The following is a 26,793-nucleotide window of genomic DNA, read 5'->3' on the forward strand; positions in this document are numbered from 1 at the left end:
AGAATGGCAAATCCTTTTCTGTTGCAACTTTCAACTATGCCTCTAAGTTCGCTGTTACTTCCCCCATCCCGACAATTCTGGCCTGATTGTGCACAACAAGTTATTGCGGCCATGCAGCCCGATGGCAATTTTGCAGATGCGTCACGGTCTTCCGAGCTGGATTTTTCTGCGTTGCGCGTGATTGTGCCCGCGTACGAACATGCCAGTTTGTTGATACGCGCAATGGCGCAGCAATTGAATGGCAATTTTATTCCGCCGCGCATCAATACGTTATCGGCCTGGCTAGCGCTGCAAATTCCTGCTGCTGATGCAAAGGCCGCGGTGTCCGAGAGCGAACGCTTAATGGCTTTGTATGCGCAGTTACGCGAACATGGCTGGCTCAAGAAATTATTTTCAGCGCGTAAAAATACTGATTTATTACCGTTAGCGCAAACTCTGCTGACTTTGTCCGATGAACTGACGCAAGCCATGCTGCCGCTGGTGGTAAATGAAACGGGGTTGAATAAAAACCTAGCACAGGCAGAACAGGTCTGGCATCAAGCCTTGGCGTCGTTGCCTATGCCGGTGCAACAAGTGTTATCGGATGAAGCGCAATTGGTATGGCAAATCTGGACTAGTCAATTAGATGGGCAAGATGCGATCAGTTTGCGCTTTCAAAAAATGCTGCGCCTGGCAGAGCATGCACCCGATCCTTTGCTGTGGTTGAATCCAGTTGTACCAGACGGATTAGAGCAACAATTTTTAACTGCCTATGCAAAAAAACAGGCCGTGCAAGTGATTAGTTTAGATTGGCGAGCTACAAAGCTGGCGAATGTATTTAGCACTGCTTGGCAAGAAGTAGTGGAAAAAGAGGATGAGCCGCCCGCAGCGGATGCGCTAGTTATTTCTGCACCGCTCAATAACATCCGCACACTAGCTGCCGACAGTCTGGAACAAGAAGCTCAATTGGGCGCGCAGACTATTTTAGATTGGCTACAACAAGGTAAAACCAGCATCGCCCTAATTGCACAAGACCGAGTAGTTGCGCGTCGGATTCGCGCCTTGCTGGAACGCGCACAAGTCCATGTATCTGATGAAACCGGTTGGAAATTATCCACCACGCGCGCCGCTGCTGCACTTGCCGCTTGGTTTGATGTCGTGGTGACCAGAGCCGATACCGTGATGTTATTGGATTTACTGAAGTCACCTTATTTTGAGCCGGAAAGCATGGCCGCGTTCGATGAGAAAACCAGCTGGGTGATGGCGATTGAAATGGCCTTGTTGCGCGCCAATGTAGTCGGTGGTTGGGATTCGATTATCTATGCATTAGGAAAAACGCCTGAATGCGCTGGCTTGCTCGACAATTTAAAAAGCACAGCAGGAAATTACACGCAGCATAAAAGCTTAACTGAATGGCTAACCCTAACGCAGCAGACCTTGCGTGAATTTGGAATAAGCGCCAGTTGGCAGCAAGATGCAGCAGGGCAGCAAGTAGCCCAATTATTAGAAAAGCTGCGGGAAGATTGCTCGCAATTAAGCGATACTTTTTCATTTGCAGAATGGCGCGTGTTTATTAATTTGCAGTTAGAAAGCACCGCATTGCAAGGTGCTAAACACGACCAGCGGGTGTTGATGTTGCCGCTTAACGGCGCGAGATTGCGTAGCTTTGATGCTGTATTAATGGCCGGTTGCGATGCAGCGCATTTACCGTCGCAACCGAAGGAAGTGCTGTTTTTTACCAATGCAGTACGGCGTGAATGCGGTCTAATCACCCATGAACAACGGCAGCGCCAGCAATTACGCGACTTTGCCGAATTGTTGTCGGCTAACTCCGATGTGGTGCTGTCTTGGCAAAGCCAGCAACGTGGTGAAGAAAATCCCGTCAGCCCGTGGCTGGAGCGTTTAAATTTATGCTTACAGCGCGCAGGATTAACGCGTTTGGAAACGCAGCAAGTACAACTCAGCACGCAATCATTGCCAACTATTATTCCGCAACAACCCAAACCAGCTGCCGCCAGCCTGCAACCGGCTAATTTATCAGCCAGCGGTTACAACAGTTTTTTAGCCTGCCCGTATCAATTTTTTGCCACTCGTATGTTGGGCTTGTCATCTATCGATACGCTGTCGGATATGCCGGAAAAACGTGATTACGGTGGCTGGTTACATGCGATTTTAAAAACCTACCACGACAGCTTGAAGGCGCAACCGGAGTTGTATCCAGCGGCAAAACAAGAAGCGTTATTACGTGAAATTTCCCAGACCATGTTCACCAATGTTTTGCAAAAAAGCCCCGCTGCCTTGGGTTACAGCATACGGTGGGAAAAAGTGATTCCAGCTTACGTGGCCTGGAGCCAGCGTTATGCAGAATCAGGCTGGCAATTTGAAATCGGTGAAGTGTGGTTGGAAAGAAGCCTGGAATGGGCTGACGGACAAATCACCTTGCGCGGCCAGATTGACCGGATGGATGTAAACCAACAGGGCGAGCATGCCGTGCTGGATTACAAAACTACACCAATCGGCGCGTTGAATAAAAAATTGAAACAGGCCGAAGATCAGCAATTACCGTTTTATGGTTTGTTGGCAGCGACCGATGAAGTCACTATTTCATCGGCACATTACGTGGCTTTGGAAATGACCGGTGAAAAATTAGCCGATGCCAGTGCCGCCAATTATGCAGTTTGGCAGCAGGAATTACAGCAAGCGATTATTCAAAATGTGACAGCGATAGGTCAGGGTGCAGCACTGCCAGCACAGGGAATTAGCCAGGTTTGCCAATATTGCGAAGTCCGTGGTTTGTGCCGTAAGGGAGCTTGGTGATGGAAGAAAATATAATCAGTGCCTATCAGGTAAATAGCCAAAATTCCAGCGCTAGCCAGTTTATTTCGGCGGCTTGCGATCCACGTAATTCGGTAGTGGTGGAAGCTTGTGCAGGTAGCGGTAAAACGTGGTTGTTAGTAGCGCGAATGCTGCGCTTATTATTGGCAGGCGCAGAACCTGCCGAATTATTAGCAATTACTTTTACCCGCAAAGCCGCGCAAGAAATGCGCCAACGTTTGCTGGATTTGTTGCAGGAACTGGCTTTGGCCGATGATGCCAAGGTCAGTGCGCTATTGCTTGAGCGCGGTATTAGTGAGTCCCAACTTGGTGAACTGATACCCAAAGCCCGTGGTATGTATGAGCATGTGCTGTCTTCCCGACAGGCGTTGGCCTTAGATACTTTTCATAGCTGGTTTGGGCGTTTAATTCAAATTGCGCCGTTAAATTCTGGCGTTCCGCACGGCTTCACCTTGACCGAAGCGACCTCGGAATTACGTAATGAAGCGTATCGCCAATTAATGAATTCATTAAAAAGTGAAAAAAATGCGCACATTAAACAGGCTTTAATTTCATTGTATGAAGAGTTAGGCGATTTTAATGCCAAGAAAATACTCGATGCATTTTTGGATAAACGTGCCGAATGGTGGGCCTGTAATGAAGATGCAGAACAAGGCTCGCCACTGGAATGGTTGCAAGAATTATGTGGTTTGGACGCTACTGTTGATGCACGGCTAACCTTGTGGGGTGACAGTGCGTGGCTAGAGCGCATTAGCCAAATTGCGCGCTGGTTAGGGTTTGGCACGGCAACTAATCAAAAGCGCGCTGTGGCGATTGAAACTGCCATTAGCAATGGTGCCAGCGTGGAGAACTTTTTTGCCCTGTGCCATGAGTTTTTTGGCGCGGATGATAAAAATCGTTCCAATTTAAAAACCAAAGCACTGCAAGCGGCGCTTGAAAAAGATTTGGGTGCAGATTGTGCGGCTGTGTTTGATGACGAGTGCAGCTTAATAGCAGATCAATTACGGCTTCGTCAGCAGCGCAGTTTAGAGAAGCTGGTTATTCAAATTAACCAGGCTTTGTTTGTGGTTGGCGAGGCGTATCTGGATTTTTATCAGAGCTTAAAAGCCGAACAACGGGTGTTTGATTTTTCTGATCTGGAATGGCAGGCGTATCGACTTTTAAAATCCGAACAACATGCGGCCTACGTGCAAAACCGGCTGGACTCACGTTATAAACATATATTGCTGGATGAGTTTCAGGATACCAATCCGCTGCAATGGAGCATTGTGCGGGCCTGGCTAGATGCTTATGGTGCGGATTCCGAGCGCCCGAGTGTGTTTATTGTGGGTGATCCTAAGCAATCGATTTATCGCTTTCGACGTGCTGATCCACGTGTATTTGCAGCGGCCAGTGCGATGTTGCAAGCGCAAGGCGCTTATGTGTTGCGCACCAATCAAACACGCCGTAATGGAACGATGATTGTTGACGTGCTCAATGCGTGCATGACGCAAAATCCCTTATTTACGGCGCAATCGACCTTGGAAAAAACCGTCGGTGAGGTTTGGCGCTTGCCATTGGTTATCGTGACAGATGATACTGGGCAAAACGGTGAAATTGCCGGGCTGCGCAATCCCTTAACCACGCCAATTCAAGAAGCAGAAGATAGTCGGCGCCTGGAAGAAGGGCGTATGGTCGCGCAAGCATTACTGGTTGCGCGGAATGACGCGGCAGATCTAGGTGTGCCATTGCTCTGGTCGGAAGTGATGTTACTGGTACGCCGCCGCACGCATTTGTCTGCCTATGAAACGGCGTTGCGTGAGGTCGGAATTCCTTTTGTATCGAGTCGGCGCGGCGGTTTGTTAGACGCGTTGGAAGTGGCGGATGTGATCGCGTTGTTGAGATTTTTAATTACGCCTAGCGATAATCAGGCGCTGGCACATGTTTTAAAGTCGCCAATCATTTCCGCCTCGGATGATGATTTAATCGCTTTGGCACAACGCACCGAGCCAACATGGTGGAAGCGGCTTTTGGCAACCAATAGCGATAACCTGATACTGAACCGCGCTAAACAGTTATTGCAAGACTGGATGGATGCGGCACATTTTTTACCTGTGCATGATTTGTTAGACCGTATTTTGCATCAAGGTGAGTTGGTACAGCGTTATGCGCAACATGCGGCCTATGCAGGCCGTAATCAGGTAATTGGAAATTTAGCGGCGTTTACTGAATTGGCGTTGAATATGGATGCGGGGCGTTACCCAAGTCTGCCTAAATTTATAGCGGCGTTAAGTGAAGTTCAATTGGGTGATGAAGGTGACTCGCCGGACGAATCCAATGTGGAAAGTAACGCAGATGCGGTGCGTATTCTTACTATTCATAGCGCCAAAGGTTTAGAGGCCAAGGTGGTGGTGATACTGGATGCCAATCACAGCGAAGGCGCTAAAGATTCATTAGGTATTTTGTGCGAATGGCCGCTGGATGAAGGCTCTCAGCAAAAACATTTCTCGGCATTCGGACGCAAGAACCAGCGCGGCGCGGCGCGTGATGTTTTGTTTAATCAGGAGCAGCAACTTGCCGAGCAAGAAAATTGGAATTTGCTGTATGTGGCAGCGACCCGTGCCAAGCAATGTTTGATTATTAGCGGCGTAGCCGGTGCTAAAACCGCTATTGCGGCGAATAGTTGGTATGAGCGACTGCAAGAAGTTGACGAATTCATGGCCATTCAAACGGCTAGTGCAGAGTTGGGTGCGCAAGCCACCCAGTTTGAATTGACCAGCTTTGTGGCACCTGATTTGGCATTGCCATTTATTGATAATGTACACAGTGATGCAGGTAGCGAGGCGCAATTGGAAGGCATTGCCTTACACAGCTTAATGGAGCGCTTAACCGGCCCCGGTGCGCCTTGGCCGATTGTCTTCCCAGATACGGCAACGATTGCGCAATGGCTGGCGTGTAGTGCGGGCTTGGCACAAATTATCCGTGAACAAGCTCAGGCCATCTTGCAAAAATCCGAATTGGAACGCTTCTTTAATCCAGCCCAGTTCCGTTTTGCGCGTAATGAAATGGAAATCATCAGCGACAATAAAGTACATCGTTTGGATAGAGTTGTTGTATTCGATGATGCCGTTTGGGTGTTGGATTTTAAACGGCAATTATTAACAATGGAACGTGCGGCATATCAAGCGCAGTTGGAAGAGTATTGCGCTCTTCTAAGTCAAATTTATCGTCAAGAAAAAATCTGTGCAGGATTAATTTTGGCGGACGGTAGCTTGGTGGAGTTGCTGGCTTAGAGTGCTGATGTTTTCAGCGCAAAAATCGCGTGCGCCAACTACGCGCACGCGAATTAGAACTTAAAAACAGAACTTAGAGATTTGTTTTAAAAATCAATCTTAAAGACAGAGCTTATTTACCTGAGCCTAAAATAGTGAACGTACCCATATCCAATTGGATTTCACGATTGGCATTGTGCTGATTTGTGTTGCCAAAAGTGGCAACTGCGTCGGCATAGTAATCATGGCTGTGGCTCAATCTCCATGCCATTTTCACTTCCACTGCTGCGGTCACTGGCAGGCAGCGACCATCAGGGCCTTCTAATTTAACTTTAAGCTGCCCCTTGTGGTACGCAGGCAAGTTCACTTGCAATTGCACCAGTTGCGAAGGATTATCAATGTTGACGGTGCCTGTAGTAAATTTAGCATTAGGGTCTTCTGACCTTAATGTGATTTTGGAACCGACTGGCACTTTACGGCATTGTGCATAAAACGTGAAGTTTTCATTGGTGCCGTCTTGGTTGTGAAACGCCAGGGTATCTTCTACCGATCTTTGCGGATCGACATTGTGCCAGGCGGCAGCACCATTGTGTGTGATCCAGGTAGCCGAATTCCAATTACCTGGTGGGATTTGCTTAGGGTTGTTGGAGGCAAAAAATTCCGATACGGTTGCTGAAATCACGCAGACATGATCTTGTGATGTAGGGTTAAAATAAAACGCTTCCGAACATCCGCGATCACCCCAGTTAAGTGGCGATGTTTTGCCATCTTGTGTGATGACAGTGCCGATAGGGTTGTTATCTTTTACTGTAAAGCATTGAATCCAGGATGACGGTGGTTGATTAAAGCCGCCAGAAGAATAAAACATTTGAACTTGCGGTTTAGTAATCGCACCATTAAAAGCGATATTTTGGCAGCGTGAATAAATGAAATTTTTGCCTACTGACGGTTGCTGCCAATATTCGTTATTCCAGTTAGAAATCAATGCCATTGGATCAATCGGGGTATTTTGATTGCAAACAATATCCAGGCTAGCAGTGTAATTACCAACGACAGGAATTGATCCTGTATCGCTGATATTTTTTCTCGATAAAATACCGCGCCATTGTGCGATTGCGTTATTCGCATAAGTAGTGGCTAAACTACGATCTAGCCCAATTGCCTGAACCAGGCTCTTTGCCAATAAGCTGGCATCTAAAAAAGTGGTGTTCCAATAGGTGTCGGCATAAACACCGCTAAATACGTTGCCAATATCCTGAATAGTTAGCTTGGGATTCATGGCTTGATAGATGCTATACATTGCATCGGTATCATAAACGCCTTGATTTTGATACGCTATCGCGGCATTCCACATGTCTTTGAGAGTTCCAATATCAAGGGCTTTTGCAACATCTGCGGGTCTTTTCAGTGTGTACATAGCTACTTCCTCTACAGTCTACATTTGGGCCTACTCTGTTTTAAGCGGTTCCCTCAGCCAATTCGTGTATGCGCTCCTGCGCACTTGCAATTTAGGAGAGTGTTTACCACTCAAGGTTTTTCGGCATTCACCTTAAGCTCAGTCTAAAAAATATGGCACCATTAAGATTGGTGCCAACAACATTATTTATTGCTTTTCAGTATGTGCAAACTAGGCTGTAGAGCCCGTAATTCCTCGCTGCAACACAAACTGAAAAACAGTGAATGGATCTGGTGAGCTGCATGTTAGGTGCCCGTTTTCTGAAATACAAGGAAAAGAGCGTGCTTATTTTTTTTGTATTAACGGAGGTCAATATCGCATTTTTATCATCATGTTCTGCCATCAATTTATGTTATTAAATAATTCAAATCACCAAAGAACGTGATACCATTTTTAGTTAATACGAAACAACTCAAGCAGTTATTAAATCTAAATAAAGTTCACAATTAATTTGACAATCAACCCAACAACTAGCGCATCGAAATGATTTCAGAATTCCAACAACTGGCTAAAAAAGTCGATCAATTGGCGACATTAACTCAGACCATGCGTGGCGAAAATACCGACTTGCGGCATAAAATTGCTGAATTGACAGCAACCAATGCAGCTTTGTCGAGCCGTATTCAAGAAGCCCACGAGCGTGTAACTGCTTTATTGGAAAAATTACCATCAGCCGAGCAGGAGTCAGAATGAGTCAGATCGACGTCACCATCATGGGACAATCCTATAAGCTCTCTTGTAATGAAGGCGGGCAAGCCGCGTTAATGCAAGCGGCGGTTTATTTGGATGAAAAAATGTGCGCTCTTCGCGATGCCGCAAAGCTAAAAGGTACCGACCGGATAGCGGTGATGGCGGCACTCACTATTTCAGCCGAATTATTAGCGACCAAGGGACCTGTGGGGCCTTTTTCTGAACTCACTATGGCAGAAGTTAAAAAACAAATTCTTGATATGAATGATGTTTTGGATGAAGCGCTTACCCCACAAGAAAATTTATTCTAAAAGGGGACTTACGTAAAACCACCCCTGCGGCGTTGCCCTTGCAGGGCGCACACTAGCAAACTAGTGCCGCTACGGAGGCAAACAACGGTGTTGTTTGAATTCCCTGCTACGCCCCCCTTGCCGTACTATTCGTACTGTCAGCGTAGGCGCATCTTGCTGGAACAATTTTACGTAAATCCTATTAAAAGCAAATTGTTTGTTTCTATTAAACGCTGACGAATAATTAAAAAATTTTGTTTTAATACGTGCCTGATTCAGGTAATATTTGTTTCCCTGCCGTGTTTGCTATTGCCATATATTCCTTGAACCATTTATATGCATAGGTTACGGAAATTGTTTGATTGGTGTGAGCGTCGCTTTGTCCGATGAACCCGAAATTAAACTGACTGTGGCCAACTTGAACCGCTTTTGGTTCAGGATGCTGGCAAAGCGACTCTGGTGGGGACTTATTTCAAGCGGCTGCACATAAGTGCAGCCGCTTTTCCATTTGATGGGAGCAAACTCTATGCGTTATTGGTTAATGAAATCCGAGCCGGATGATGTGAGTATTGATGACGCATTGGCGCAGCAAGTAGTGGCGTGGGTAGGCGTGCGTAATTACCAGGCACGCAATTTTATGCGCGACCTGATGCAAGTGGGTGATGGTGTCTTGTTTTATCATTCCAGTTGCGCAGAACCCGGCATAGCGGGTTTGGCAGAAGTTGCCAGCACTAGTTATCCAGACCCATCGCAATTCGATCCTAAAAGCCCTTATTTTGATCCCAAAGCAAAGCCGGAACAGCCACGCTGGATGCTGGTTGATGTGCGGGCCAAACGCAAAACCCCCTTAATTAATTTAGCGCAATTACGCAGCGAGCCGGAGCTGGCTGAGATGGTGGTCTTGAAACGCGGCAACCGACTTTCCATTACGCCGGTTAGTGCGGCAGAATGGCGAATGATACTTAAGCTGGCGGATGTTAAATAAATTAACTAGTGAGTAAGCTAAAGCTCTCTTTATATTGATCGCGCAATACATTTTTTTGTACTTTTCCCATATTATTGCGCGGTAATTCCTTCACCATAAAGATCTTTTTAGGTACTTTGAAATTGGCGATCTGGTTTTTGAGCGTAGCAATGATTTGTGCGCTATCAAGAGTCATATTGCACACCAATACCGCGCAAACTGCTTCACCAAAATCGGCATGCGGTAGGCCAATTACGGCAGATTCTACTACGCCGGGCAAGGCGTCCAGTACCAGTTCAATTTCTTTCGGGTAGATGTTGTAGCCGCCAGAAATAATTAAATCTTTACTGCGCCCGATTATGCTCAGGTACGCATTTTTATCCAGCTTACCTAAATCACCGGTTTTAAAAAATCCATCTTTGGTAAATTCTTGCGTCGTTTTTTCAGGCCTATTCCAGTAGCCTTTAAAAACATTAGGGCCTTTGACTTGAATGTCACCAACTTCATCCTCGGCACAAGTTTGCCCCTCATTATTTACGATGCGGATCCGCACGTCAGGTAAAGCCTGCCCAACTGTATTGCTCAAGCGTTCGCCGTCATAAGGGTTTGAGCTAATGATGTTGGTTTCGCTCATGCCATAACGTTCTAAAATCGTCTTGGCGGTGCGCTGCTGGAATGCATTGAATGTCTCGGCAAGTAACGGTGCTGAACCAGAGATAAACACCCGTACGGTGCTGCACAATTGTTCGGTTAAACCCGCTTGCTCCAAGAGGCGCACATAGTAGGTCGGCACACCCATAAACACGGTGCTCTCAGGAAGAAATTTAAGCACTTGCGCCGCATCAAATTTGGGCAGGAAAATCATCGTGCTGCCTGAGATTAAGGCTACATTGGAAGAAATAAACAGGCCATGAACATGGAATAAAGGCAGGCTATGCAGCAGAACATCACTGGCTTGCCAGTGCCAGGTTTTTTGCAAGGTAAGAGCATTTGCCGATAAATTTTGATGACTGAGCATGGCGCCTTTACTCAATCCAGTAGTGCCGGAAGTGTAAATAATCGACGCTATCTGATCGGGTTCACACTGCACAGTTTGGAATTGACTGGAAAGCGGAGCGGCGCGTTGCAACAAACTACCCTGATTCGGTAATTTGTCGTCTAACGTAAATACATGGCTGCAACCTAATTGAAACGCCAGTTGTGCCAACCAGCCGAAATTCTTAGGGCTACATACGACGACGGCAGGTTGCGCATCTTGAATAAAATAGCGCATTTCTGCTGTTTGATAGGCGGTATTCAATGGAATAAAAATGAAACCGGCACGCAATGTAGCCAAGTATAAAATTAAGGCTTCAGGTGATTTTTCTACCTGCACCGCAATTCTTGATCCTTTGGGGAGCTCCAGGCTGGTCAGTAAGTTGGCAATTTTGGCGCTGGCTTTTTGAAGATCATCCCAGCTGTACTCATTGATAAACCCCGTACCTTGTGGCATTTTTAGGCAAGGTGCGCTTAAATCTGTGGGGAAATTTGCTTCAATAAGCGAAAATAAATTAGCGTTTTTAGACATGGTTTATCAATGAAATTCGGTGTTTTTTATGCTGTGACAGGTTTTTTTTCAAAATGATAGGAAAAATAAAGTGCGCCGATACCAAAAATAATCATCGGTACGGAAAGTACTTGCCCTGCTGAAATCTGAACGCCGACGACATCAACAGTCCAATCTGGTACGCGGAAATATTCGGTGAAGAAACGCGCACAGCCGTATAGCAGCACATACATTGCACCAACCGCTAAGCGTGGACGCTGTTTGCGGGCATAAATCCAAAGCAGAATAAATGCCAATACGCCGTCGACCAAGGCTTGATATATCGGTGAAGGGTGGCGCGGCAGTTGATCGACATTAGGCCAAATCATTGCCCACGGTAAGCTTGGATCGGCTACCCGGCCCCATAATTCAGCATTAATAAAATTACCGATTCGGCCGCAAGCGTAGCCGAGCGGCACTAAAGGAGCGATTAAATCATAGACATCCAATACGTTGCGGCCGGATTTTTTTGACCAGATGGCCAGTGCTAAAAGTACGCCTAAAAAGCCACCATGAAAGGACATTCCGCCCTTCCATACTGCAAATATTTCCAGCAGATGCTCGGAATAATATTCAGGGTGATAAAACAGTACTTCGCCTAAACGTCCACCGACCACAACACCGAGCACGCCATAAAACAGCATGTCTTCCAGATGTTCATAACGCCATCCTGCTGCGGCAATATGTGCTTGTTTCAAACGGATTCTGCCCACCGCCAGAAACAAAATAAACGCCAGCATATACATTAGCCCATACCAATGGATGGCGAGTGGGCCTATTTGGAGTGCAATTGGATCGGGCATGGGGTGAATCAGCATTATTTATTCTTTCGTGTTAGCTCTATAAACGCATGTAAAACTGGCGAATGGTTATCGCGACGCCACGCCAGGCCAGTTTCAATTAATGGGGTAATTTGTTCCAGCTCGCGGTAGACCACGCCTGGACGTTTTAAGTTAGAAACGGATTGTGGCACAAGTGCGATTCCCATGCCAGCAGAAACCAGTCCGATAATGGTCTGCATCTGGATTGCTTCCTGACCAATTTCAGGAGTTATTCCGACGCTTTGAAAGCATCCTAAAATGCTGTCGTAAAAGGCTGGGGCGATAGCGCGTGGGAAAATAATTAGCGGTTGCCCCTGACATTCTAGAAGTGAAACTTGCAGCTTATTACTCAGCCAAGTTGAATCACTGGGTGCAGCGAGAATTAATGGTTCGGACAAAATGGCCTGGTAGTTCAGCATGTCAGCCAGTTTTTCTGGGATCGGTGGAATCATCAGTCCCAGATCAATTTGCCCTAGCCGTAGTGCTTCCAGTTGTACATCACTGGTCGCTTCGCGTAAGCTAATTTGTACTTGTGGATAACGGCTTCTAAAATCACGTAGCAACGGCGGTAATAAGTTGTAATCGGCAGTAGATACAAAAGCGAGCGAGATGTGCCCAACTTCACCAAGGGCAGCGCAACGTACTAATTCCGGCAAAGCCAGGCTGTCTTTAATCAGCCGGCGGGCTTCAGGTAGTAAGGCATGTCCGGCGGCGCTCAAGGTAATGCCGCGTTTTTGCCGGATGAACAGATCGGCACCAAGCATCGCTTCCAAGCCTTGTATGGCTTGTGAAAGAGGTGGTTGCGTCATATGTAAGCGCTGCGCTGCACGGCCTACATGTAACTCTTCTGCAACGGCGATAAAGTAACGTAATTGGCGTAACTCAAGATTCATCGGTAATTTTCATCTGCGATTCATATGTTAAACATATCGATAGTACGTTAATCATATATTGGACAGGGGTTTTTCGGCAAGGCATTCTATGGTTTTTTATGTTGTCCCTAACGGAGCAAGTCATGAGCACAGATTCTAATTTCAATCGGCGATCCAAAAATATCACTCAAGGTGTTTCGCGCAGCCCTAACCGCTCTATGTATTACGCCATGGGCTATGAAAAGTCGGATTTTGATAAGCCGATGGTAGGGGTGGCAAACGGTCATTCGACTATTACGCCGTGTAATTCAGGGCTGCAAAAATTGGCGGATATAGCCATTAAAACCTTGAAGGAAGTCGGCGCAAATCCTCAAGTGTTTGGTACCCCAACTATCTCAGACGGGATGTCGATGGGGACCGAAGGGATGAAGTATTCGCTGATCTCACGCGAGGTGATTGCCGACTGTATTGAAACTGCGGTGAATGGGCAGTGGATGGATGGTTGTGTTGTGATTGGCGGTTGCGACAAAAATATGCCGGGTGGGATGATTGCGCTAGCACGCACTAATGTACCGTCGATTTACGTTTATGGCGGTACCATCAAGCCCGGTAACTGGAAAGGGCGTGACTTAACTATTGTTTCGGCTTTTGAAGCTGTCGGTGAATTTACCGCTGGGCGAATGTCGCAAGAAGATTTTGATGGAATCGAAAAAAACGCCTGCCCATCTTCTGGCTCCTGCGGCGGTATGTACACGGCAAATACCATGTCTTCTTCTTTTGAGGCGTTGGGAATGTCTCTGTTATATTCTTCCACGATGGCGAATCCGGATGATGAAAAAACCGGTTCGGCAGCACAGTCGGCGCGGGTGTTAATGGAAGCAGTTAAGCGCGATTTAAAACCGCGCGACATCATTACTAAAAAATCGATAGAAAATGCCGTGGCGGTGATTATGGCTATCGGCGGCTCTACTAACGCGGTATTGCATTATCTGGCGATTGCACACGCTGCTGAAATTGAATGGACTTTGGATGACTTTGAACGAGTGCGCTTACAAGTGCCGGTTATCTGTGACTTAAAGCCGTCAGGGCAGTATGTGGCGACCGATTTGCATAAAGCCGGAGGTATCCCTCAAGTGATGAAATTATTGCTGAATGCGGGCTTAATACATGGCGACTGCATGACCATTACTGGCCGTACGTTGGCGGAAGAGTTGGCTGGTGTACCGGATCAGCCCAGTGCCGAACATCCGGTGATCAGAACCATCCAGAATGCGCTTTATGCAAAAGGGCATCTGGCAATTTTAAAAGGAAATTTATCGCCGGAAGGTTGTGTGGCAAAAATTTCCGGCTTGAAAAACCCGGTTATTACCGGCCCGGCACGTGTATTTGAAGATGAAAGCAGCGCGATGGAAGCCATATTGGGTGACAAAATTGTGCCTGGTGATGTCATTGTATTGCGTTACTTAGGGCCGAAAGGTGGGCCGGGAATGCCGGAAATGTTGGCACCTACTTCCGCGATTATCGGCAAAGGTTTAGGTGAGTCGGTTGGGCTGGTGACGGATGGGCGGTTTTCTGGCGGTACCTGGGGAATGGTGGTGGGACATGTTTCGCCAGAGGCTTTTGTCGGCGGCACAATTGCTTTGGTAAATGAAGGCGATTCCATCACCATTGACGCTTTAGATCAGTTAATTCAGCTAAACGTGCCAGAGGCTGAAATAGCCAAGCGCAGAGCAGCGTGGACGGCACCAGCACCACGCTATACACGCGGTGTATTGGCTAAATATGCCGCGCTGACTAGTAGTGCTAGTAAAGGGGCTGTAACCGGCTAAAGTTAAGGCTAAGGTAGTAATTGGAAGTGGTAAAAAGCAAGGGAAGCCTTGCTTTTTATATTTGGCGTTATTTTTTATCAAACATTTTTTTTGCACGGGTTTTATGAATTTCATCAAACTTTTTGTGTGCTTTTTTCTTATCTAAACCCAATACGCGTTCAATAAATTCGAACCAAATAAAGGTAAAGAAAAATAAACCAGTTATCCACCACCACGAAATATTTGCCATAAAACTTACTTCAAAATATTTTAACCCAGCAAGTGTTACAGTAAGCAAAATCAAAATCATAGTTATCTTTCCTTGGGGTAATTATTGTATTGCGTAATAATTACATAAATTTATAAATATGTATTAAGATTATTTTCAATGATGAGAATGAGTTTAGTTGAAAAGTCATAAATTACATGGATTATTTATCGGAGAGTTATATGAAGCGCTTGTTATGTGTAATGCTAACTGTTTTTGCTTCCAGTGCGGCAATGGCAAATCTGGATTTAGCAAAATCAAAAAATTGTATGTCTTGTCACTCGGTTGAGGTTAAGTTGGTCGGACCTTCCTATAAAGACGTTGCAAAAAAATATAACGGACAAAAAGACGCCGAAGATAAATTGGTTCAAAAGGTAATGAACGGTGGTAGCGGTACTTGGGGAGCGATGGTAATGCCACCGAATCCACAAGTAACTGAAGCGGAAGCGCATATTTTGGTTAAGTGGATACTTAAAGCCAAATAATTTAAGTTATAGTCGAAAAAAAAAGCACCTAGGTGCTTTTTTTATGTGTAACACGGGCAAATTATTTGACTACGCCCATCAGCTCACGCTTACCAGATTTGAACGTGTACATGGTTAATGTACCGTCTTTAATATCGCCTTTTTTATCAAAAACGATGTCGCCGGTTATACCTTTGTGATGAATATTTTGCAAAAATGGTAAATAAACTGCTGGGTCAGAAGATTTAGCTTGCTGCATTGCATCGGCTAATGTCATCACCGAATCATAAACATAAGGGGCGTAAATGATTACCTCTGCACCAAATCTCTTCTTGAAAGCGACACGGAAATCATCATTGGCTTTTTTCTGAGCATCGACAACACCGCCAGCTTCAGCGCAGATAACTTGATCATCAATGATGCCATCGCCGGCTAATTCAGGTAATTTTGTTGTGCAGATGCCGTCGCCACCCATAAATTTAGCCTTGATGCCTAACGCCTTCATTTGGCGCAACATCGGGCCTGCAACTGAATCCATGCCGCCAAAGAATACGACATCGGGTTTGGCTGCTTTAATTGACGTCAAAATCGCATTAAAATCGGTGGCTTTGTCGTTGGTGAATTGGCGTAGGGCGAGTTTAATTACCGGGTTTTTGCTTTTTGCACCCTTAACAAACTCATCTGCAACACCTTGGCCATAAGCAGTGCGGTCATCAATTACCGCGATTGTTTTAGCATTCAGTGTTTGCACCGCATAACGGCCTAAAGTGCCGCCTAACTGTCCGTCGTTAGCGACCACCCGGAAAGTGGATTTGTAGCCCATAGATGTGAAGGCGGTTGCTGTTGACGACGGTGAAATTTGCGGAATACCAGCGTCATGGTAAATTTTTGCAGCAGGAATTGACGTGCTCGAATTCAAGTGACCAACAACGCCGTTTACTTTGGCATCGACTAATTTTTGCGCTGCTGCTGTGCCTTGTTTTGGATCGCCACCGTCATCTTCGGTTAGTAGTTCAAATTTTACTTTTTTGCCGCCGATCATGGTACCTTTGGCGTTCAATTCTTCGATCGCCATTTTGGCGCCGTTTTCGTTATCTTTACCTAAGTGAGCGCTCGGACCGGAGATTGGACCTACATGGCCAATTTTCACGATCATGTCATCTGCTGCGAATGTTGAACCAGCAAAAGCAAATGCAATGGCGGCTACTAATGGAATCATTGTTGATTTAATTTGCATACTCTTCTCCGAAGATAAAAACTCAATAGCGAAAAAATTTCAGGATTCTGAATTGTAAGAAGGTATATCAAAATGATATTTCTGAAAAGAACTTAATATTAATTTTTTTAAATAAATTTAATTATTCACCATGTCTAAACAACACGTCCTTGATAAAGTAGACCGAAAAATCCTCAATTTGCTACAAAAAGATAATCAAATTGCTACCAGAGTGCTCGCCGAAAAAGTCCATATTTCACAACCAACCTGCCTTCGCCGGATCCGCGACATGCGTCAGGCAGGGGTGATTAGTGCCGACGTTTCTATGGTTGATCCTTTTGCGCTTGGTTATGGAATGCTGGCATTTTTGGAAGTGTCATTATCGAATCAAAGTGAAGAATCGATGACCGCTTTTGAGCAGCGTATGGCTAAAGAAGGCCAGGTAATGCAATGCTATTTTGTGTCTGGCGAATATGATTATTTTGTGGTGGTGCATGTGATTGATATGGATGCGTATTATCAGTTCGTGCGTAAAGTTATTTCTGGATCGGGGAATGTGAAACACTTTCATTCCCGTTTTCCGATGAAATGCGCAAAATTTTCAACCCGGATTGGGTTTGATGAAAAAGCGGCTGAAGTTGTGGTGCGTAAAGCTAAATAAGTGTGTGCAGATTAATTTGTAAATCCCGTAAACGTAAAATCTACATCAGGCAAACGTCCTGATACGATATCCGCAATCGCCTGGCCTGAACCACAACCCATCGTCCAACCCAAGGTGCCGTGGCCGGTATTTAAGAATAAATTACTGATCTTGGTTTTGCCTATGTAGGGTACGTTGGATGGGGTTAACGGGCGTAAGCCAGCCCAGTAAATGGGATTTTCATAATCGCAGGCATCGGGAAATAATTCGCGGGTGCGCCGTGTCAGTGCTGCGCAACGGGTGTCATTTAAATCCCGTGTGTAGCCGTTCAGCTCACAAGTGCCAGCTACTCGCAGACGGTCGCCCAAGCGCGATGTAACTAATTTAAAGCCGTCATCAATAAGCGAAATCGTTGGAGCTGCATCGGGGTTTTTGATGGCATAAGTTGCTGAATAACCTTTGCCCGGATAAAGCATCAAATTTATCCCTAACGGCTCTAAAATCGGCACTGAAAAACTACCCATTGCGACCACGAAGGCATCTGCATATAACACCGCATGATGCCCGTCGGGATGAATAATTTCGACGCCAATAACTTTACGGGCTTGGCCCGTACCTTCCGTAATTAAGCGGGTAATTTGCGTGTTGAATTGAAAATTAACGCCAGCTTCTGCTGCTTTTTGTGCCAAGCCGGTGGTGAATTTAAAGACGTCGCCTGATTCGTCGTTCGCAGTGAAATCACCACCGACTATTTTTTTGCTACTACTGGCGAGCGCCGGTTCCATGCGCAGCACTTCTGCTGCATTGATCGATTCACGCGGGCAGCCTAATTCACGCATCAGTTGCGCTGCAGGTAATGACGCATCAAATTCTTTTTGATCGGTATAAAAATGCAGAATACCTTTATTTAAGCAATCATAGTTAATGCCGGTATCGACACGCACGTCTTGCAAAGTTCGGCGGCTGTATTCGCAAAGAGCAACGATTGGACGGATGTTTTGTGCAGCGCGGCCTGGCGCGCATTCGCGCAAAAAACTCAGCGCCCATTTCCATTGCAACCAATCAGCACGAAAACGATACAGCAAAGGGGCGTCTTCTTGCCCCAGCGATTTTAAAATTTTAAGTAGGGCAGAAGGATTGGCCCAAGGTTCGGAATGTGAAACGGAAATTTGGCAGCCATTGGCAAAACTAGTTTCTTGCGCAGCGCCGGGTTGACGGTCGATAACGCAAACCTCATGTCCTGCTTTATGTAAAAACCACGCCGATGCTGTGCCGATAATGCCGGCACCTAATACGATGACCTTCATGAATTCCCCTAATTGATAGGCTAGATTGTAAAAGTAATCGCTTGTTTAGGTGTTCAAAAATGAATGAATTTCATTCTTTTCAACACATGAAATCTAAAAATATGAGTGCTAATCAAAAAATAATGCAATTAATTTTTAGAATTTGCAGATTGTATTTTGGAGATTTCCTGGCTTATCGTGCGATGAATAACTTCTTCTAGTGATTTGCTTAAACCTTGTCGTATCTCTTGTGCTAAACCATCTACCGCGGTTTGTAATACATCAGCCAAACCATCCCGAACCCGATGTTCCAAAACAAAGTCGACGCGGGTGAGTAGTTGGCGCAGCACATTCTCACGCAAGGTTTTTTCTAATTGTTCCCAATCCTGTTCCGGGCTTTGATTGTGTTGAACCTGCACTGATAGCTCGGCTTTAACTGTTTGTACAAGGTTGGTCTGTTCCTGAGTAAACGGTTCTTGTACGTCATTCAGTGAAATGACCTCGGTGAGAATTGGGATGCTACTGTTGTCAAGGTGAGGGGCGGAATTCATTTGGTGTTCATTTGGCATGGATGTGATTAAGTTGGTAGCCTTGCTGCTGATAAAAACGGTAGCGCTCGCGGCCAGCCTGAGTTGCCTGCGCTGCTTGTGGAACGATTTCAATCAAGCGCTCAAAGCGCGCAAAATCTGTCGGTACCTGGTCGCTTAAATTCAGCAAGATTTGCATGTGTGTGGATTCAGGGATGTCACTTTCGGCATCTAAACTAAGCAGCACGGGTGTGTGCTGCGTAAGTGGATGAGGGCCTTCGTGAATGGCGACATGTGGTAAAAAATCGGTGGCTGAAAATTCCCAAAGTAATTGATTAAATTGAGCCAGTTGTTCTTTATTCTGATGCCGCACCACGAGATGGCATTTTGCTGCCAATGCCTTGCGAACTAAGCGGCAAGCGTAATCAAGCTGATTGCTGACATTGCTATGAAAATCGATGCGTGTCATGGATAAAATTTACACTCTAAAATTGAAAGCCGTTAGGGTCACGCGCTGGCGGTTCGGGTTGACCAGGTTTGACGCTGGTATCGGTTTGTTTAGGCGTAACTGCAACCGATGTGAGTGGCTGTGGTGTTGGGAATTGGTATTCTGGCGGAAGTTTGTTTGAGTCCGGGTAGCCCGCTTGCGTTAAGTTGGTGTGCCAGACGGCGATGTTGAATCCTTTGAGTTTGCTTCTGCCTATGGTCAACAACGGTAATTGAAAATCACCACTTAGCTGTTTTAATTTGGCGAGATCTTCATTTGAACTGACGGTTTTTTCAGAAAATGGAATGCCGCTTTGTTTTAAATAGCTTCTACTGTCATCGCAGGGGATGCATTTATCTGCGCTGTACAATGTGACAGGCATATTTTTGGCTGCTTGCGCCAGTTCAAATGGTAACGCTACGCCGGAGTCGGAGTCTGAGAATGATTTGGTTTCGACTTTGGTGACGGATTTGGGTGGTGGGGTATCGCTGTAGTTGACTTTGCCGTCGGGGCCTACCCATTTGTATAGTTGTGCTTGGGCTGTGAGGCTGAGGGTTAGCAACAGTAGGGATAACAATAATTTGGATGTCATTGTAGTTTTCGCTTTCATATTTACTGATGTTAGATCGTTTTAAATTAATCAGCCGATACGACAAATTTAAGGCTGCGGGTCGGGGGTAGCCCGACAGCTACTTACCTTTTTTGCTTCGCCAAAAAAGTGTAAGCCAAAAAAGGCGACCCACTGCCGCTGAATTCCCGGTTAATTGGCTGAAAAATGGGAAAAGTTCGAAACTCGCTGCGCTCAAACAGCGAACCTTTCTGATCCATTTTTCAGCCAATTAACCGGCAGCGTCAGAATGGGAGGTAAATCAAAAACAACTACAACTGCAACACATACAAATTGCGATCAGTACCGTGCCTGCAAATAGCTCAGATCGGGCAACTACGACTTCATCCCACTATGCCGTAGCAATGCATCAATTTCAGGTGCTCGGCCGCGGAAGGCTATAAACGATTCCAAGGCTGTACGTGAACCGCCCACTGCCAGTATTTCTTTTTGAAATTTTATGCCTATCTCGGCATTGTTACCAGCTTCTTCGAAGGCAGCGTAGGCGTCTGCTGATAAAACTTCGGCCCATTTGTAGCTAAAATATCCGGCAGCATAGCCGCCTGCAAAAATATGGCTAAATGCGTGTTGAAAACGGTTAAATTCAGGTGTTTTCATGACGGAAATTTGCGCTCTGATCTGGTTTAATAACGCTTGTACCGACAGTTGATGTTGTTCTAAGTAGCCGTCGTGCAGGCGCATATCGAACAGGGATAATTCAACTTGGCGCAAGGTTTGTAGTCCAGATTGGAAATTTTTCGCTGCCAGCATTTTGTCATACAAAGCGCGTGGTAATGGTTGTCCGGTATCGGAATGGGCGCTCATTTGTTGTAAAACTTCCCATTCCCAGCAAAAATTTTCCATAAATTGCGAAGGAAGCTCGACTGCATCCCATTCCACGCCGGACAGACCGGATACGCCAAGTTCATCAACCTGGGTCAGCATGTGGTGCAGGCCGTGACCGAATTCATGGAATAAGGTGATGACTTCATCGTGGGTGAAATAAGCGGGCGCATTGGCGGCCGGCGCGGTGAAGTTGCAGGTTAGGTAGGCTACCGGGGTTTGAATTCCGTCTGCGGTGCTGCGCCGACCACGTGCGTCATCCATCCATGCGCCGCCTTGTTTGCCGTCGCGGGCATATAAATCCAAATAGAATTGGCCAATAAGTTGCCCGTTTTTTTCAATGCGGAAGAACTTGACATCGGGGTGCCAGGTGCTGGCCTGGTCGGGTTTGATATCAACACCATACAGCGTATTTGTAATGCTGAATAAGCCTTGAATTACTTGCGGTTCTGGGAAGTATTGTTTTACTTCTTGTTCGGAAAACGCATAGCGTTGTTCGCGTAATTTTTCTGAAGCGTAGGCAATGTCATGTGCCTGCAAGTCGTCTAAGCCTAAGGTTTCTTTGGCAAAGTGGCGTAACTCTTCTAAATCTTTTACCGCAAACGGTTGCGCACGGGCAGCTAAATCTAGCAAAAACTGGCTGACTTGTTCAGTGCTTTCCGCCATTTTTGCAACTAATGACACTTGTGCAAAATTGGCATAACCGAGCAGGTGCGCTTCTTCATTGCGCAGCGCTAAAATTTGCTGCATCAGCTCGGTATTATCCCATTCTGGGTTTTCGCCCAAGTCGGATGCTTTGGTGGTGTTGGCGCGGTAAATGGTGGCGCGCAAGGCGCGGTCATTCGCGTATTGCAAAACCGGGTAAAAAGACGGGAATTGCAATCCGAATAAATAGCCGGATTGTTCCGCCTGTTCGGCTTTGGTACGTGCCGCCAACAGCGCATCTTCAGGTAAACCGGCCAGTGCCTCGGCGTTATCTATGTGTAGCGAATAATGATTGGTCGCGTCTAAAATATTCTCGGAAAACTTGGTGGAAAGTGCGGCAACCTGTTCTTGGATTTCTGCATAGCGCAGTTTTTTGTCAGCAGCTAATTCAGCGCCGGAAAGTTTGAAATCACGAATCGCGTTTTGAATGATTTTTTTACGTGGCACAGAATATGCCGTAAATTCTGGGCCGTCGTGCAAGGCCTGATATTTTTTAAATAGCACCAAATTTTGTCCCAATGCAGTAAAAAATTCGGTGATGAGCGGTTGGTTTTCATTGTACGCGGCGCGTAGCTCCGGCGTATCGCACACGCCATGTAAATGGCTGATGATGCCCCAAGCGCGGCTCAATTTTTCGGTGGCGTTTTCTAACGGCTCAACTACGTTTTCCCACGTTGCACTTACCGGGTCATTTTCTATCTGGGTGACCACCGCTTTGCATTGCTCCAACAGCGCTGTGATGGCGGGTGCGACATCGTCGGCGGTAATTGCATCAAAACGCGGCAGGTCGGTAAAATCGACTAAAGGATTGGTGTTCGGATTGGTCATTATTACTTTCAAAGAGTTCGTTCAGCCGCTTCGATGGTATTCACTAATAACATCGTAATCGTCATCGGACCGACGCCGCCCGGCACCGGGGTAATATAACCCGCGACTTCTTTGGCTCCGGCAAAATCTACATCGCCACACAGTTTGCCGGCGTCATCGCGATTCATGCCTACGTCAATCACAACAGCGCCGGGTTTAACCATCTCAGCGGTAACTAGATTACGTTTGCCGGTTGCAACCACTAAAATATCGGCCATGCGGGTATGCAACCCAAGGTCGCGGGTTTTCGAGTTGCAGATGGTGACGGTAGCGCCGGCTTGCAAGAGCAACATGGCTTGCGGTTTGCCGACAATGTTTGATGCGCCGACAATGACTGCGTGCGCGCCGCGTACCGGGTAGCTAATCGCTTCCAGCATTTTCATGACGCCATACGGCGTACAAGGACGAAACAGCGGTTGGCCGGTCATTAAAAGACCAGCATTGTGGATGTGGAAACCATCCACGTCTTTTTCTAGCGCAATTGCTTCTAATACTTTGTGTGTATCGATATGAGCTGGTAAAGGCAATTGCACCAGGATGCCGTTAATTTTTGGGTCGGCATTGAGTGCGCTAATCCGTTCTAATAATGCCGCTTCACTGAGTTCAGCTGGATGTTTTTCTAGCACGGAATAAATGCCGCAATCTTCGCAGGCTTTAACTTTATTACGTACATAAACTTGTGAGGCCGGATTTTCGCCGACCAGAATTACTACTAAGCCGGGTTGTTTGCCTGCGCTAGTGAGCGCTGCGGCACGTTGTGTTACTTCGGCACGGATGTGTTTGGAAAGTTGAACGCCGTCGATTAATTGCGCAGTCATGATAGCCTTAAAAATAGTTTGTAATGGTTTGCAATAGTTCGCATATGCTGCATTTGATTGAAATGCAGTTTTTGTGCAAAAAATTGGGGAATGCCGAATTATAAGCTGATGTTGCTGCTACTCTATTGAAAGTCTTGATTTATGGGCGTGGAATGGTTTAAAAATGGAGCAATTAAGGCGAAATTACATACCCCCTTTATTTTTTTTAATATTTAACGTATCCAATGGGTTTTCACGCCATGTAAAGTAATTTGTAGGTAGTATATTAATTGATCCATGTGTTTGTTTATTAGTATGGCGATATTTCAAAGAATATGCCCCTGTATATAAATAGTGAAATATGAACTATTTGGACGGAAATTGAGTGCCCAAAATTTGGTTTATATCGCGCATTTATTTTTATTTTAAGTAATATTGTTGTAATACTTAAGATATTGCTGCATTGCAAAAATTATTTTTGCAATGTTTCGTATGGGTAAGCAGTAAATTTTAGCATTTAAATATTGCGACGCAATATAATTTCACATTGTGAAATCAATTATCGCTATTTGAAAAGTAAAAAAGTCCTGCTAAACTAGCGCTGCTAAAATTATTACATACCGATTTTGCCAATTTAATTGCTCATTGTGTGGCACAACAATGATGTATTTGACGAATAATCCAGCCTGCGAAGTAGATTCCAGACTGGGTGTTAAGGAGACCAAAGCATGTCAGCTCAGTTAGACCACGCACAGTTAGATCACGTACTGGCTCAAGCCGTAAATGATCCCGATAAAATGGAAACACAAGAGTGGTTAGATGCTCTGGAATCCGTGATTGAAAATGAAGGTCCCGAACGCGCTCATTATTTGATGGAACGCATGGTCGATTTAGCCCGCCGTCGCGGTGCGCATATCCCGTTCTCCAGCAACACCGCTTACGTTAATACTATTCCTGCCGACATGGGCGAACATTGCCCGGGGGATTTGATCATTGAAGAAAAACTGCGCTCGATGATGCGCTGGAACGCGATGGCAATGGTCGTTAAAGCGAATCGGGTTGACGGCGATTTAGGCGGTCATTTATCCAGCTTTGCCTCACTCGCCAACATGCTTGGCATCGGCTTTAACCATTTCTGGCACGCGCCAACCGAAGATCACGGTGGCGATTTACTCTATATTCAAGGTCACTCATCGCCCGGCATTTATGCCCGCGCTTATCTTGAAGGCCGTCTGACTGAAGAACAATTATTGCATTACCGTCGTGAAGTTGATGGCAATGGTTTGTCGTCGTATCCCCATCCAAAATTAATGCCGGATTTCTGGCAATTCCCTACCGTTTCGATGGGCCTCGGCCCTTTGATGGCGATCTATCAAGCACGTTTTTTAAAGTATTTACACGCACGTAGTATTGCTGACACAGCTAACCGTAAAGTGTGGGCATTCTGCGGCGATGGCGAAATGGATGAGCCGGAATCGATGGGCGCGATCGGCATGGCTGGCCGTGAAAAATTAGATAATTTGGTAATGCTGGTCAACTGTAATCTGCAACGCTTGGATGGCCCGGTGCGCGGCAACGGTAAAATTATTCAAGAGCTGGAATCGGATTTCCGTGGTGCCGGTTGGAATGTCGTCAAAGTTATTTGGGGCGAAGGCTGGGATGAGTTGCTGGCAAAAGACAAAGAAGGTATTTTGCAGCGCGTGATGATGGAAACCGTGGATGGTGAATATCAGAACTACAAAGCCAAAGACGGCGCATTTGTACGTGCTAACTTCTTCGGTAAACATCCTAAGTTGCTGGAGATGGTCAGTAAGATGTCGGACGATGACATTTGGCGCCTGACGCGCGGCGGTCACGATCCACACAAAATCTACGCCGCATTTAAAGTCGCGCAAGAACACAAAGGCCAGCCGACTGTATTGCTGGTGAAAAGTATTAAAGGCTACGGTTTCGGTAAGTCCGGTGAGGCGCGCAATACCGCGCACAACACCAAAAAACTCGATGACGAAGCCATCAAGGCGATGCGTGACCGCTTCCAGTTACCTATCGCTGATTCAGAGTTGGCAGCTATCCCGTTCTATAAACCAGCTGACGACACGCCGGAAATGCAGTATCTGCAAGCGCGCCGTAAAGCCTTGGGCGGTTACTTGCCGCAACGTCGTCAAAAAGCCGATGAAGTGTTAATCGTACCTGAGCTTTCCGCTTTTAAAGCGGTGCTGGAACCAACTGCCGAAGGGCGTGAAATTTCTACCACTGCCGCCTATGTGCGGATTCTTACGGCCTTGTTGCGTGACGCTAGTTTAGGTCAGCGGATTGTGCCGATTATGGTCGATGAATCGCGCACGTTTGGTATGGAAGGTTTGTTCCGTCAAATTGGTATTTTTAGTCAAGTTGGTCAGTTGTATGAACCGGTTGATAAAGATCAGGTCATGTACTACCGCGAAGATAAAGCCGGTCAGATTTTGCAAGAAGGTATTAACGAAGCCGGTGGTATGAGTTCATGGATTGCTGCGGCAACTTCTTACTCGACCAATAACCGCGTCATGATTCCGTTTTATACCTATTACTCAATGTTCGGTTTGCAGCGCATCGGTGATTTGGCTTGGGCTGCGGGCGACATGCGCTCACGCGGTTTCTTAATCGGTGGCACAGCTGGTCGTACCACGTTGAACGGTGAAGGTTTGCAGCATGAAGATGGCCACAGCCACGTGCTGGCATCTACGATTCCTAACTGCGTACCGTACGATCCGACTTTTGCGCATGAAGTTGCGGTAATTATTCATGACGGCCTGCGCCGTATGATTACTAATCAAGAAGACGTGTTTTATTACATCACCCTGATGAATGAAAACTACAGTCATCCTGGTATTAAAGAAGGTCAGGAACAAGGCATTATCAAAGGTTTGTATTTGCTGAATAAAAACCCGACCCAGAGCAAACATCGTGTGCAGTTGATGGGTTCCGGCACAATCTTGCGTGAAGTGATTTTTGGCGCTGAATTGTTGCAGGCGGATTGGGGTATTTCAGCCGACGTTTGGTCTGCACCATCCTTCACCTTGTTGGCGCGTGATGGTCAAGATGTGGAACGTTGGAATATGTTGCATCCAAGCGATACTCCTAAAGTTGCGTATGTGACTGAATGCCTGCAAAACACCGAAGGCCCGATCGTGGTCGCAACCGATTATATGCGTACCTTTGCCGAACAGATTCGTGGCTTTATTCCAGCTGGACGTCGTTATAAAGTACTGGGAACCGATGGTTTCGGCCGCTCCGATAGTCGTGCAAAATTGCGTGAATTCTTTGAAGTGAATCGTTATTTTGTTGTGATTGCTGCGTTGAAATCGTTAGCGGACGAAGGCGTTATTTCTGCGTCGGTGGTTTCGCAAGCGATTAGCAAATACGGTATTAATGCTGAAAAACCAAATCCGGTGACTGTGTAAGATTCAACACATATCTAACCATCTACGACGACAAACACACGCTTTCCCTAACCGGAAAGCGGGCGGAGCTTAACTGAGCATAACAGAGCTAAATG

Annotated in this window: 21 protein-coding genes and 1 other RNA gene; 10 read left to right on the forward strand and 12 right to left on the reverse strand. The window is 46.2% G+C overall.

Features of this window, described 5'->3' with window-relative positions; translation table 11 throughout:
• Positions 1–3 precede the first annotated feature (3 nt).
• Entirely contained in the window at positions 4–2,796 is a 2,793-nt protein-coding gene (locus S2091_RS16140; RefSeq protein WP_243405460.1) for a PD-(D/E)XK nuclease family protein, read from the forward strand.
• The gene (locus S2091_RS16145) at positions 2,796–6,086 is read left to right on the forward strand and encodes a UvrD-helicase domain-containing protein (protein WP_105532978.1); all 3,291 of its coding nucleotides are present in this window, start codon (positions 2,796–2,798) and stop codon (positions 6,084–6,086) included. The genes S2091_RS16140 and S2091_RS16145 overlap by 1 nt, the downstream gene beginning before the upstream one ends.
• 112 nt (positions 6,087–6,198) lie before the next feature.
• Here S2091_RS16145 and S2091_RS16150 read toward each other — a convergent pair whose 3' ends face one another.
• Positions 6,199–7,482 carry a hypothetical protein gene (locus tag S2091_RS16150; RefSeq protein WP_105532979.1) on the reverse strand — a complete coding sequence of 428 codons (1,284 nt, stop codon included), beginning with the start codon at positions 7,480–7,482 and terminating at the stop codon, positions 6,199–6,201.
• Between the two features lie 522 nt (positions 7,483–8,004).
• Between S2091_RS16150 and S2091_RS16155 the strand changes: the two genes are divergently transcribed.
• From S2091_RS16155 to S2091_RS16170, 4 genes are all read left to right on the forward strand, one after another.
• Complete coding sequence (locus S2091_RS16155) at positions 8,005–8,214, forward strand: DUF904 domain-containing protein (protein WP_105532980.1); 210 nt, start codon at positions 8,005–8,007, stop codon at positions 8,212–8,214.
• Positions 8,211–8,522: a cell division protein ZapA gene (locus S2091_RS16160; RefSeq protein WP_105532981.1), complete on the forward strand. Its 312-nt coding sequence runs from the start codon at positions 8,211–8,213 to the stop codon at positions 8,520–8,522. Before S2091_RS16155 ends, S2091_RS16160 begins: the two co-directional genes overlap by 4 nt.
• Before the next feature lie 267 nt (positions 8,523–8,789).
• A non-coding RNA gene (gene ssrS, locus S2091_RS16165) (6S RNA) lies at positions 8,790–8,971 on the forward strand.
• A 56-nt stretch (positions 8,972–9,027) separates the two neighbouring features.
• Positions 9,028–9,486 carry an EVE domain-containing protein gene (locus tag S2091_RS16170; RefSeq protein ID WP_105532982.1) on the forward strand — a complete coding sequence of 153 codons (459 nt, stop codon included), beginning with the start codon at positions 9,028–9,030 and terminating at the stop codon, positions 9,484–9,486.
• 1 nt (position 9,487) lies between these two features.
• Here S2091_RS16170 and S2091_RS16175 read toward each other — a convergent pair whose 3' ends face one another.
• Genes S2091_RS16175 through S2091_RS16185 form a run of 3 tightly spaced genes read right to left on the reverse strand, consistent with a single transcriptional unit; the run spans position 9,488 to position 12,764 of the window.
• Entirely contained in the window at positions 9,488–11,032 is a 1,545-nt protein-coding gene (locus S2091_RS16175; RefSeq protein WP_105532983.1) for a malonate--CoA ligase, read from the reverse strand.
• A gap of 26 nt (positions 11,033–11,058) precedes the next feature.
• Positions 11,059–11,868, reverse strand: a complete 810-nt coding sequence (gene lgt, locus S2091_RS16180) for a prolipoprotein diacylglyceryl transferase (RefSeq protein ID WP_105532984.1) — start codon at positions 11,866–11,868, stop codon at positions 11,059–11,061.
• Positions 11,868–12,764 carry a LysR family transcriptional regulator gene (locus S2091_RS16185; protein WP_105532985.1) on the reverse strand — a complete coding sequence of 299 codons (897 nt, stop codon included), beginning with the start codon at positions 12,762–12,764 and terminating at the stop codon, positions 11,868–11,870. The genes lgt and S2091_RS16185 overlap by 1 nt, the downstream gene beginning before the upstream one ends.
• A 122-nt stretch (positions 12,765–12,886) precedes the next feature.
• On the opposite strand from S2091_RS16185, the gene ilvD reads away from it, so the two are divergent.
• A complete protein-coding gene (gene ilvD, locus S2091_RS16190) occupies positions 12,887–14,572 on the forward strand; it encodes a dihydroxy-acid dehydratase (protein ID WP_105532986.1) in 1,686 nt (561 codons plus the stop codon).
• A 67-nt stretch (positions 14,573–14,639) separates the two neighbouring features.
• Here the strand turns inward: ilvD and S2091_RS16195 are convergent, their stop codons facing one another.
• Positions 14,640–14,861 carry a TIGR04438 family Trp-rich protein gene (locus S2091_RS16195; RefSeq protein ID WP_105532987.1) on the reverse strand — a complete coding sequence of 74 codons (222 nt, stop codon included), beginning with the start codon at positions 14,859–14,861 and terminating at the stop codon, positions 14,640–14,642.
• Between the two features lie 140 nt (positions 14,862–15,001).
• Between S2091_RS16195 and S2091_RS16200 the strand changes: the two genes are divergently transcribed.
• Positions 15,002–15,304 (forward strand): c-type cytochrome, encoded by a 303-nt coding sequence (locus tag S2091_RS16200; RefSeq protein WP_105532988.1) that lies wholly within the window; start codon positions 15,002–15,004, stop codon positions 15,302–15,304.
• Between the two features lie 61 nt (positions 15,305–15,365).
• On the opposite strand, the gene S2091_RS16205 is transcribed toward S2091_RS16200, so the two are convergent.
• Positions 15,366–16,520: a branched-chain amino acid ABC transporter substrate-binding protein gene (locus S2091_RS16205; protein WP_105532989.1), complete on the reverse strand. Its 1,155-nt coding sequence runs from the start codon at positions 16,518–16,520 to the stop codon at positions 15,366–15,368.
• A gap of 130 nt (positions 16,521–16,650) precedes the next feature.
• Here S2091_RS16205 and S2091_RS16210 point away from each other — a divergent pair, with 130 nt between their 5' ends.
• Positions 16,651–17,160, forward strand: coding sequence for an Lrp/AsnC family transcriptional regulator (locus tag S2091_RS16210; protein ID WP_105532990.1), 510 nt, complete (start codon positions 16,651–16,653; stop codon positions 17,158–17,160).
• Between the two features lie 11 nt (positions 17,161–17,171).
• Here S2091_RS16210 and S2091_RS16215 read toward each other — a convergent pair whose 3' ends face one another.
• The 6 genes from S2091_RS16215 to folD all read right to left on the reverse strand — a co-directional run bounded on the left by S2091_RS16215 (position 17,172) and on the right by folD (position 23,279).
• On the reverse strand, positions 17,172–18,446 hold the full coding sequence (locus S2091_RS16215) for a D-amino acid dehydrogenase (RefSeq protein ID WP_105532991.1): 1,275 nt from the start codon (positions 18,444–18,446) through the stop codon (positions 17,172–17,174).
• 128 nt (positions 18,447–18,574) lie between these two features.
• A complete protein-coding gene (locus S2091_RS16220; protein ID WP_105532992.1) occupies positions 18,575–18,976 on the reverse strand; it encodes a hypothetical protein in 402 nt (133 codons plus the stop codon).
• A 7-nt stretch (positions 18,977–18,983) separates the two neighbouring features.
• Positions 18,984–19,421 (reverse strand): DNA polymerase III subunit chi, encoded by a 438-nt coding sequence (locus S2091_RS16225; protein WP_105532993.1) that lies wholly within the window; start codon positions 19,419–19,421, stop codon positions 18,984–18,986.
• A 16-nt stretch (positions 19,422–19,437) separates the two neighbouring features.
• A complete protein-coding gene (locus S2091_RS16230; RefSeq protein WP_105533014.1) occupies positions 19,438–20,031 on the reverse strand; it encodes a glutaredoxin family protein in 594 nt (197 codons plus the stop codon).
• Positions 20,032–20,382: 351 nt separating this feature from the next.
• Positions 20,383–22,422, reverse strand: coding sequence for a M3 family metallopeptidase (locus S2091_RS16235; RefSeq protein WP_105532994.1), 2,040 nt, complete (start codon positions 22,420–22,422; stop codon positions 20,383–20,385).
• A gap of 8 nt (positions 22,423–22,430) precedes the next feature.
• Positions 22,431–23,279 carry a bifunctional methylenetetrahydrofolate dehydrogenase/methenyltetrahydrofolate cyclohydrolase FolD gene (gene folD, locus S2091_RS16240; RefSeq protein ID WP_105532995.1) on the reverse strand — a complete coding sequence of 283 codons (849 nt, stop codon included), beginning with the start codon at positions 23,277–23,279 and terminating at the stop codon, positions 22,431–22,433.
• 707 nt (positions 23,280–23,986) lie between these two features.
• Between folD and aceE the strand changes: the two genes are divergently transcribed.
• Positions 23,987–26,698: a pyruvate dehydrogenase (acetyl-transferring), homodimeric type gene (gene aceE, locus S2091_RS16245; RefSeq protein WP_105532996.1), complete on the forward strand. Its 2,712-nt coding sequence runs from the start codon at positions 23,987–23,989 to the stop codon at positions 26,696–26,698.
• The last annotated feature ends 95 nt before the right edge of the window (positions 26,699–26,793 follow it).

It is taken from the genome of Solimicrobium silvestre, from assembly GCF_002976435.1.
GTDB classification, from domain to species: domain Bacteria; phylum Pseudomonadota; class Gammaproteobacteria; order Burkholderiales; family Burkholderiaceae_D; genus Solimicrobium; species Solimicrobium silvestre.

Coding starts and splice junctions, on each gene's coding strand:
- S2091_RS16140 (WP_243405460.1), top strand. CDS start 4: ATGGCAAATCCTTTTCTGTTGCAACTTTCAACTATGCCTCTAAGTTCG.
- S2091_RS16145 (WP_105532978.1), top strand. CDS start 2,796: ATGGAAGAAAATATAATCAGTGCCTATCAGGTAAATAGCCAAAATTCC.
- S2091_RS16150 (WP_105532979.1), bottom strand. CDS start 7,482: ATGTACACACTGAAAAGACCCGCAGATGTTGCAAAAGCCCTTGATATT.
- S2091_RS16155 (WP_105532980.1), top strand. CDS start 8,005: ATGATTTCAGAATTCCAACAACTGGCTAAAAAAGTCGATCAATTGGCG.
- S2091_RS16160 (WP_105532981.1), top strand. CDS start 8,211: ATGAGTCAGATCGACGTCACCATCATGGGACAATCCTATAAGCTCTCT.
- S2091_RS16170 (WP_105532982.1), top strand. CDS start 9,028: ATGCGTTATTGGTTAATGAAATCCGAGCCGGATGATGTGAGTATTGAT.
- S2091_RS16175 (WP_105532983.1), bottom strand. CDS start 11,032: ATGTCTAAAAACGCTAATTTATTTTCGCTTATTGAAGCAAATTTCCCC.
- lgt (WP_105532984.1), bottom strand. CDS start 11,868: ATGCTGATTCACCCCATGCCCGATCCAATTGCACTCCAAATAGGCCCA.
- S2091_RS16185 (WP_105532985.1), bottom strand. CDS start 12,764: ATGAATCTTGAGTTACGCCAATTACGTTACTTTATCGCCGTTGCAGAA.
- ilvD (WP_105532986.1), top strand. CDS start 12,887: ATGAGCACAGATTCTAATTTCAATCGGCGATCCAAAAATATCACTCAA.
- S2091_RS16195 (WP_105532987.1), bottom strand. CDS start 14,861: ATGATTTTGATTTTGCTTACTGTAACACTTGCTGGGTTAAAATATTTT.
- S2091_RS16200 (WP_105532988.1), top strand. CDS start 15,002: ATGAAGCGCTTGTTATGTGTAATGCTAACTGTTTTTGCTTCCAGTGCG.
- S2091_RS16205 (WP_105532989.1), bottom strand. CDS start 16,520: ATGCAAATTAAATCAACAATGATTCCATTAGTAGCCGCCATTGCATTT.
- S2091_RS16210 (WP_105532990.1), top strand. CDS start 16,651: ATGTCTAAACAACACGTCCTTGATAAAGTAGACCGAAAAATCCTCAAT.
- S2091_RS16215 (WP_105532991.1), bottom strand. CDS start 18,446: ATGAAGGTCATCGTATTAGGTGCCGGCATTATCGGCACAGCATCGGCG.
- S2091_RS16220 (WP_105532992.1), bottom strand. CDS start 18,976: ATGAATTCCGCCCCTCACCTTGACAACAGTAGCATCCCAATTCTCACC.
- S2091_RS16225 (WP_105532993.1), bottom strand. CDS start 19,421: ATGACACGCATCGATTTTCATAGCAATGTCAGCAATCAGCTTGATTAC.
- S2091_RS16230 (WP_105533014.1), bottom strand. CDS start 20,031: ATGACATCCAAATTATTGTTATCCCTACTGTTGCTAACCCTCAGCCTC.
- S2091_RS16235 (WP_105532994.1), bottom strand. CDS start 22,422: ATGACCAATCCGAACACCAATCCTTTAGTCGATTTTACCGACCTGCCG.
- folD (WP_105532995.1), bottom strand. CDS start 23,279: ATGACTGCGCAATTAATCGACGGCGTTCAACTTTCCAAACACATCCGT.
- aceE (WP_105532996.1), top strand. CDS start 23,987: ATGTCAGCTCAGTTAGACCACGCACAGTTAGATCACGTACTGGCTCAA.